This is a genomic window from Stenotrophomonas sp. HMWF023 (assembly GCF_003060985.1).
GTDB classification, from domain to species: Bacteria; Pseudomonadota; Gammaproteobacteria; order Xanthomonadales; family Xanthomonadaceae; genus Stenotrophomonas; species Stenotrophomonas lactitubi.
This window is the reverse complement of sequence record NZ_QAIJ01000231.1, coordinates 1-6,979: the sequence shown is the minus strand read 5'-3', so window position 1 is coordinate 6,979 and position 6,979 is coordinate 1. Positions and strand designations below refer to the sequence as shown.

At 64.8% G+C, this 6,979-nt stretch carries 4 protein-coding genes; 2 read left to right on the top strand and 2 right to left on the bottom strand.

Annotated features, from left to right (window positions below; genetic code table 11):
• The first annotated feature begins 401 nt into the window (after positions 1 to 401).
• Positions 402 to 3,476 carry a TonB-dependent receptor gene (locus DBR20_RS12565; protein WP_108266400.1) on the top strand — a complete coding sequence of 1,025 codons (3,075 nt, stop codon included), beginning with the start codon at positions 402 to 404 and terminating at the stop codon, positions 3,474 to 3,476.
• Positions 3,477 to 3,639: 163 nt separating this feature from the next.
• Entirely contained in the window at positions 3,640 to 3,834 is a 195-nt protein-coding gene (locus DBR20_RS12560; RefSeq protein ID WP_100465215.1) for a heavy-metal-associated domain-containing protein, read from the top strand.
• A 77-nt stretch (positions 3,835 to 3,911) separates the two neighbouring features.
• Here the strand turns inward: DBR20_RS12560 and cueR are convergent, their stop codons facing one another.
• Positions 3,912 to 4,364 (bottom strand): Cu(I)-responsive transcriptional regulator, encoded by a 453-nt coding sequence (gene cueR, locus DBR20_RS12555; protein ID WP_033830981.1) that lies wholly within the window; start codon positions 4,362 to 4,364, stop codon positions 3,912 to 3,914.
• 12 nt (positions 4,365 to 4,376) lie between these two features.
• Positions 4,377 to 6,878: a heavy metal translocating P-type ATPase gene (locus tag DBR20_RS12550; protein ID WP_108266399.1), complete on the bottom strand. Its 2,502-nt coding sequence runs from the start codon at positions 6,876 to 6,878 to the stop codon at positions 4,377 to 4,379.
• Positions 6,879 to 6,979: the final 101 nt, after the last annotated feature.

Sequence of the window (6,979 nt, the reverse complement as noted above, 5' to 3'; positions counted from 1 at the left end):
CGCCATCCCACAGGAAACCAGCTGTTGCTGTTGCTGTTGCTGCCCTGGCTTGAAGGCCTATGCGGGTGCCGGGCGCAGCCCGGCCGGCCCCGCCCATTTGCGCATGTAAACGCTTACAGCATTTTTCTGTAAAGGGTCATTTGCACGACACGTCGCTGCCATATTGCGCAGCAACATGCGTCGGCGCCGTTGCCGTGCTAAAAATCGCCCCGCCCATCGCTTAGATCGATCCAAGACGACAGCGCGATGGCCCGGAGTTGGGGAGCAAGACAGGACGTGCCGCGCTATCTGCCAGGCGCTCGTTGCATCTGCAGGGCGAAGGCAAGATCGGCATCACGAATTAGATCGATTCAAGTTTCCGCGTCAGTCAGTCACCGGATCAATCCAGGAGAGAGGGAGAGATGGCAATGAAGCATTCAACACGTACGCAAGGCCACGACGCGTTGTCGCTGGCCATCGCGCTGGCCTTGGCCGCCGCCGTCGCCCCGCTTGGCGCTTCCGCGCAGCAGGCGGCAACGACCGGCGCGCAGGACGCTACCACCTTGGACAGCGTCCAGGTCACCGGCTATCGCTACGCGATCGAAAAGAGCCTGCAGCAGAAGCGCGACGCCAACGCCGTGGTCGAAGTGATCACCGCCGAGGACGTTGGCAAGTTCCCCGACAAGAACGTGGCCGACGCGCTGCAGCGCGTGCCCGGCGTGGTCATCACCCGCAGCGGTGGCGAAGGCAAGTCGGTCAGCGTGCGCGGCCTCGCGCCCGACCTGACCCTGACCCAGTTGAACGGCAACTTCGTCGCTTCGTCGGAAACCAACAACGAAGCCACCCGCTCGTTCAACTACACGCTGCTGCCGTCGAACATGCTGTCCAGCGCCGAGCTGTTCAAGTCGCCGGAAGCGCGCATCGACGAAGGCGGCATCGGCGGCACGGTCATCCTGCACACCCGCCGCCCGCTGGATATGGAAGCCAATTCCGGCTACGTGAACCTGGAAGGCACCTCGTCCGATACCAGCCACGACGTCGATCCGCAGGTGTCGGCGCTGTACTCCTGGCACAGCAAGGACGAGCGCTTCGGCGTGCTGGTCGGCGTGACCCAGCAGAAGCGCACCAGCCGCACCATGGAAGCCAGCACCGAGGACTACCAGTGGTACGGCAACAACACCACCGCCCGCGATGCCAACGGCAACCTGCTGGAACAGGACGGCATCCACTACTGGTGGGGTCAGTCCGGTTTCAACAACCAGACCGGCAAGAACTACAGCGAGTTCTTCATGCCGACCTCGGTGAACTTCGCGGTGAAGGAAGAGAAGCGCGAGCGCAAGGGCGGCCAGCTGACGTTCCAGTTCAAGCCGATCGACAACCTTACCCTGACCGCCAACTACTTCCGCTTCGAGCTGCAGGGTGATTACACCCAGAACATGCTGAAGGTGCCGGAGTGGAACCTGGCCCGCTACAACGGCGATGGCAACTGGGCCGGTGGCCGCCTGCTCAACGGGCTCAGCTTCGACCCCAGCGGCAGCATCGTCACCGGTGCGCAGTACGAAAAGCTGGCCGGCAAGACCTACTACTGCAGTGAAGATGAAGCCGCAGCAGCCGGCATGAAGCCGGGCGGCTGGGGCCCGGACGACTGCACCATCCCTACCCCGCAGCTGACCGGTGGCTACAGCAAGGAAAAGGCACTCTCGCAGACCGCCGACCTGACCATCGATTGGGACATCAGCCCGCTGTGGAAGGCCTCGTTCACCGGTGGCCGCACGTGGTCCGAAGGCGGCCCGTCGATGAACTTCCGCATGTCTGCCAAGCCGCGCCGCAAGGTCGGCAATCAGTGGCAGTCGGGCAACCAGTACACCGCCTGGGACCTGACCGGCACGCCGTCAGTACAGTTCTCGCCGGACCTGCAGCAGCAGTTGATGGCCGGCATCGCCGAAGTTGATACCGGCTCGACCGATTCGTCGTGGATGCAGACCGAGGTCAAGCAGAACTACTTCCAGGCCGACGTCACCAAGATGTTCGAAGCCGGCTGGCTGGACTCGATCCAGTTCGGCGCCAAGTACCGTGACGGCCAGGTCCACCGCAACACCGGCAACACCTACTGGGTGTGCCCGGGCCTGGACCCGGCCGACTATGACAACAACCGCTACCAGGCCGGTTGCGATCCGACGGCAGGCAATGCCCAGCCGGGCTTCTTCCTGTCCAATCCGATCAGCAACATCACCGGTGGCTTCAACGCCAACGTGTTCCCGGGCATCAACTACCCGGCCTACATCGACTATCTCAACAAGACCTACGGCGGTTCGTACAACCGCACCGAGGAAGACTTCGTCTACGACGTCAACGAGAAGATCTACTCGGGTTACTTCCAGGCCAACTTCCGTACCGACCGCGTGCGCGGCAACGTCGGCGTGCGCGTGGTGCGCACCAAGCAGTTCGCCCAGTCCAGCGATTCGGTCGAGCGCTTCAACGACTACTTCGTGGACAACGCCAGCGGCGCACCGATGAGCTGCGATGATCCGGCCGCCGATCCGAACCTGCGCTGCCAGGGCGGCTTCGTGCGCCTGCCGGACAACCAGGTCCGCGACAAGGTCTACACGCTCAGCTCGCTGGACAAGACCTACACCGACTTCCTGCCCAGCTTCAACATCGCCTGGGACATCACCGACAACCTGGTGCTGCGTGGTGCCGCATCGAAGGTGATCGCCCGCCCGAGCTACACCTCCATCGCCTACCCGGGCGGCCTGCGCTACGTCAGCGAGGAATACAGCAACGACCGCCGCGTCGCTGGTGGCACCGACACCCCCGGCTGGTATGGCTCGGGCAGCAACAAGGCGCTGGAGCCGTTCGAGGCCGTGCAGTTCGACCTGGGTCTGGAGTGGTACTTCAAGCCGGGTTCGGTGGCTGGCGTGGCGCTGTTCCGCAAGAACGTGGACAACTTCACCGTGCCGGTGGTGCGCGACCAGCAGATGACCGTTGGTGGGCAATCGGTGACGGTGCAGAAGTATGAAACCCAGGCCAACGGCCGTGACGGTGTCTCGCAGGGCGTGGAACTGTACGGTCAGTACACCTTCGACTTCGGTCTGGGCGTGCAGGCCAACTACACCTACAACGACACCAACCTGGCCTCGATCGTGCTGGATGGCGAAGAGATCGGTTCCTCGCCGCTGGTGGGCAGCGCCAAGAACCAGGCCAACGTGACCGTGTTCTACGAGAACGAGAAGTTCCTGGCACGCGCCTCGTACAACCGTCGCGGTGAAGTGGTCGGCGGCCTCAACAACGGTCTCACCACGTACACCAAGCCCTACGACCAGCTCGATCTGAACGTGGCCTACAACCTGACCCCGGACTGGACCGTTACCGCCTCGGTGCTCAACGCCACCAAGTCCGAGTTGCGCAGCTATCTGGGCAACGACAGCCAGGCCCGCCTGCTGTCCAACATCTACGCCGGCCGCCAGCTGTACTTCGGCGTGAACTGGAAGTTCTAAGGCCTCACCCCCGCCTGCGGGCGGGGACGATCCTCCACGGCAGCCGCGCTGGTACAGGTGGCTGCCGTTTTTTGTGGCCCCTTCGCTCCGGGGAACGCTTGACCCTGCCATCGTTGCAAGGTGCACACTGCCTCTACCCCCAAGTGAATCGAAGGAGCTACAGATGGAATTCCATGTGGAAGGCATGACCTGCGGTGGCTGCGCGCGCAGCGTGACCAAGGCGATCGAACTGGTCGACCCGGCGGCAAGTGTGTCGGCAGACCCGGCCAGCCGCCGCGTGCAGGTGCAGACTTCGGCCAGCGAAGCGCAGATCGTCGCGGCACTGACCGAAGCGGGTTTCCCGCCGCGTACGGCCTGATCACGCTGCCAGTTGCATGAACAATGCCCGCCCCGTGCAATTGCCGGGGCGGGCATTTTCTTTTCCGCAGGTCTTCGTCAGGTCCTGCGCGCGCGCCTGCGTACCGCCCCTGAAGGCGCTGCAACCGGCGCAGCGCCCTCTTCGCCTTCGCCCAGCCGCTGCAGGATCGGGCACTCGGGTCGATCATCGCCGGCGCAGCAGCTGATCAGCGATTTCAGCGTATCGGCCATCTGCCGCATGTTCTCGATGCGCTGTTCCAGGTCATCGATATGCTGCTCGGCCAGGCGCTTGACGTCGGCGCTGTGGCGCGACGTGTCGTTCCACAGGCCCAGCAGGTCGGTGATCTCGGCCACCGAAAAGCCGAGATCACGCGCACGACGGATGAAACGCAGCCGATGCACGTCGGCCTGCGAATAGGCGCGATAGCCCGCGCCGGTGCGGTCAGCGGGCGGAATCAGGCCGATCTGCTCGTAGTAGCGGATCATCTTGGCCGACACGCTGGATGCCTTCGATGCTTCACCGATGTTCATGCAATCGCTCCTTCAGTGGGCCGCATGGGACGCGTCCGCCATCGGCGCCTGGAAGCGCCGCAGGCGCAGCGCATTGCCGAGTACGAACACACTGGACAGGGCCATGGCACCGGCCGCGAACACCGGCGACAGCAACACGCCCCATACCGGATACAGCGCACCGGCCGCGACCGGGATCAATGCGGTGTTGTAGGCAAAGGCCCAGAACAGGTTCTGGCGGATGTTGCCGATGGTCGCCTTCGACAGTGCGATGGCATTGGGCACGCCCTGCAGGTTTCCGGACATCAGCACCACGTCGGCCGACTCCACCGCGACGTCGGTACCGGTGCCGATGGCCAGGCCGACATCAGCCTCGGCCAGCGCCGGCGCATCGTTGATGCCATCACCGACGAACGCGATCTGACCGTAAGCCGCCTTCAACCGGCGCACTGCCTCCACCTTGCCTTCCGGCAGCACTTCGGCCACCACTTCATCGATGCCGAGCTGGCGGGCGATGGCCTGCGCGGTAGCGGCGTTGTCACCGGTGATCATGGCCACCTTCAGGCCAAGCTGGTGCAGGGCCGCAATGGCCGCCGGCGTACTCGGCTTGATCGGATCGGAGACTGCGATGATCGCCGCCAGGCGGCCATCGATGGCGGCATACAGCGGCGACTTTCCTTCGTTGCCCAGGCGATCGGCCCGCGCGGCGAAACTGCCGATGTCGACGTCCAGCGAACGCATGAAACGATCGGCGCCCACTTCCACGCGTGCGCCATCGACGGTGGCACGCACGCCCATGCCGGTCACCGACTCGAAATCAACCATCGCCGGCAGCGCCATGCCCTCCTCCGTCGCCGCCTCGACAATGGCGCGGGCGATCGGATGCTCCGAGCGCGATTCCACCGCTGCCACCCGTGCCAATACCTGTGCGCGATCGAAGCCATCGGCGATCTCCAGGTCAGTCAGCAACGGGCGGCCTTCGGTCAATGTACCGGTCTTGTCCACCGCCACCACCTTGGCGTCCTTCAACAGCTGCAGCGCCTCGCCCTTGCGGAACAGCACGCCCATCTCGGCACCGCGGCCGGTCCCGACCATGATCGAGGTCGGCGTCGCCAGCCCCATCGCACACGGGCAGGCGATGATCAGCACGGCCACCGCGTTGACCAGCGCGAAGGTCAGCGCCGGCGACGGCCCGAAGATCAGCCACACCAGGAAGGTAGCGAGGGCCGCCAGCATCACCGCCGGCACGAACCACAGCGTCACCTTGTCGACCACGGCCTGGATCGGCAGCTTGGAGCCCTGCGCCTGTTCAACCAGACGGATGATCTGCGCCAGCATGGTCTGCCCACCCACCGCCGTCGCACGCAGGGTCAGTGCGCCGTTCTGGTTGACGGTGCCGCCAACCACGCCGCTGCCGGCCGACTTCTCCACCGGGATCGGCTCGCCGGTGATCATCGATTCGTCGACGAAGCTGCGACCTTCAGTCACCTCACCATCCACCGGCACGCGCTCGCCGGGACGCACTTCCAGCAGGTCGCCCAGCAGCACCTCGTTGATCGGGATATCGACGATGCGCCCTTCGCGGCTGACGTGCGCCACCTTGGCCTGCAGGTTGACCAGGCGCTTGATCGCCTCTGACGTGCGGCCTTTCGCGCGCACCTCCAGGAACCGACCGAGCAGGATCAAGGCGACGATCACTGCCGCTGCTTCGTAGTAGACATTCACCGTGCCCGCCGGCAGCAGGTGCGGGATGAAGGTGGCCACGACCGAATAGCCGAACGCCGCAGCGGTACCCACCGCCACCAGCGAGTTCATGTCCGGCGCCAAGCGCAGCAGCGCCGGGAAACCCTTCTGGTAGAAGCGCCGGCCGGGAATGGCCAGGACCAGCGTGGTCAGCACGAACTGCAGGTACCAGCTGGCCTGGAGGCCGATCGTGGACATCACCCAGTGATGCATGCCGGGAATCAGGTGCGAGCCCATTTCCAGCACGAACACCGGTGCTGCCAGCACGCTGGCCAGGATCAGGTCGCGTTTCAGCGCCACCCGCTCGGCATCCTTCTTTTCCGCCGCTTCCTCATCGGCCTGGGTGCCGCCATCGATCGCGTGCGCCGCGTAGCCGACCTTGTCGATCGCCGCTACCAATGCGTCGATGCCGGCGACGCCGCGCACGGTTGCACGTTCGGTGGCCAGGTTGACGCTGGCCTGGCTGACGCCCGGCACCGCCAACAGCGCGCGCTCCACGCGCCCGACGCAGGATGCGCAGGTCATGCCTTCCACGGCCAGTTCGGTGGTCGCCGCCGGTACCTCATAACCCACTCTTTCCACCGCCTGGATCAAGGCGTCGCGGTCGATCGGGCCAGAGGAGCGGATGTCCGCACGCTCGGTGGCCAAGTTGACTGAGACGCTGGCGACCCCCTCGACCTTGGCCAGGGCCGCTTCGACCCGGCCAACACAGCTGGCGCAGGTCATGCCTTCGATCGGCAGGCTGAGGGTGGAAGTCGTCCCGGGGACGGCTGTAACGCTGGAGGTGCTCATGGCCTGGTTTCCCTGGTTCCATCTGGAGAGGTGACCAGCCTAGACCTTGCCATCGTGGGAAGGTCAAATCCACCCTACCGGGCCAACGGCCCATCCACGCA

Excerpts from the sequence above, each read along its gene's own strand:
- DBR20_RS12565 (WP_108266400.1), top strand. The coding sequence starts at position 402 with ATGGCAATGAAGCATTCAACACGTACGCAAGGCCACGACGCGTTGTCG.
- DBR20_RS12560 (WP_100465215.1), top strand. The coding sequence starts at position 3,640 with ATGGAATTCCATGTGGAAGGCATGACCTGCGGTGGCTGCGCGCGCAGC.
- cueR (WP_033830981.1), bottom strand. The coding sequence starts at position 4,364 with ATGAACATCGGTGAAGCATCGAAGGCATCCAGCGTGTCGGCCAAGATG.
- DBR20_RS12550 (WP_108266399.1), bottom strand. The coding sequence starts at position 6,878 with ATGAGCACCTCCAGCGTTACAGCCGTCCCCGGGACGACTTCCACCCTC.